The 248-nt window shown below is 44.0% G+C and carries 1 protein-coding gene; it reads right to left on the minus strand.

Annotated features, from left to right (window positions below):
- A partial coding sequence (locus A3757_RS06560) for a methylglyoxal synthase (protein WP_197469888.1) occupies positions 1 to 248 on the minus strand: 248 nt, incomplete at both ends.

The raw sequence follows: 248 nt of genomic DNA on the forward strand, positions 1-248 counted from the left end.
CCAAAAAAAGATCAGCAAATCAATTTTGCCGTCAGCAATTAGTGCGCCTATTTGCTGGTCACCACCTAAAGGGCCGCTTTGAACACGGTTCACGCTTAGGCCTGTTTTTTCTTCGATGAGCTTACCGCTTGTTCCTGTCGTAGTGAACTGGCAGCTACTTAAAGCTTCGATATGCTGGTTTAGCCAAGCAACAAGGTCGCTTTTACGATTATCGTGAGCGATTAAAGCGATATTTTCAATTGGATTCA

The sequence above is a fragment of the Oleiphilus sp. HI0117 genome (assembly GCF_001635235.1).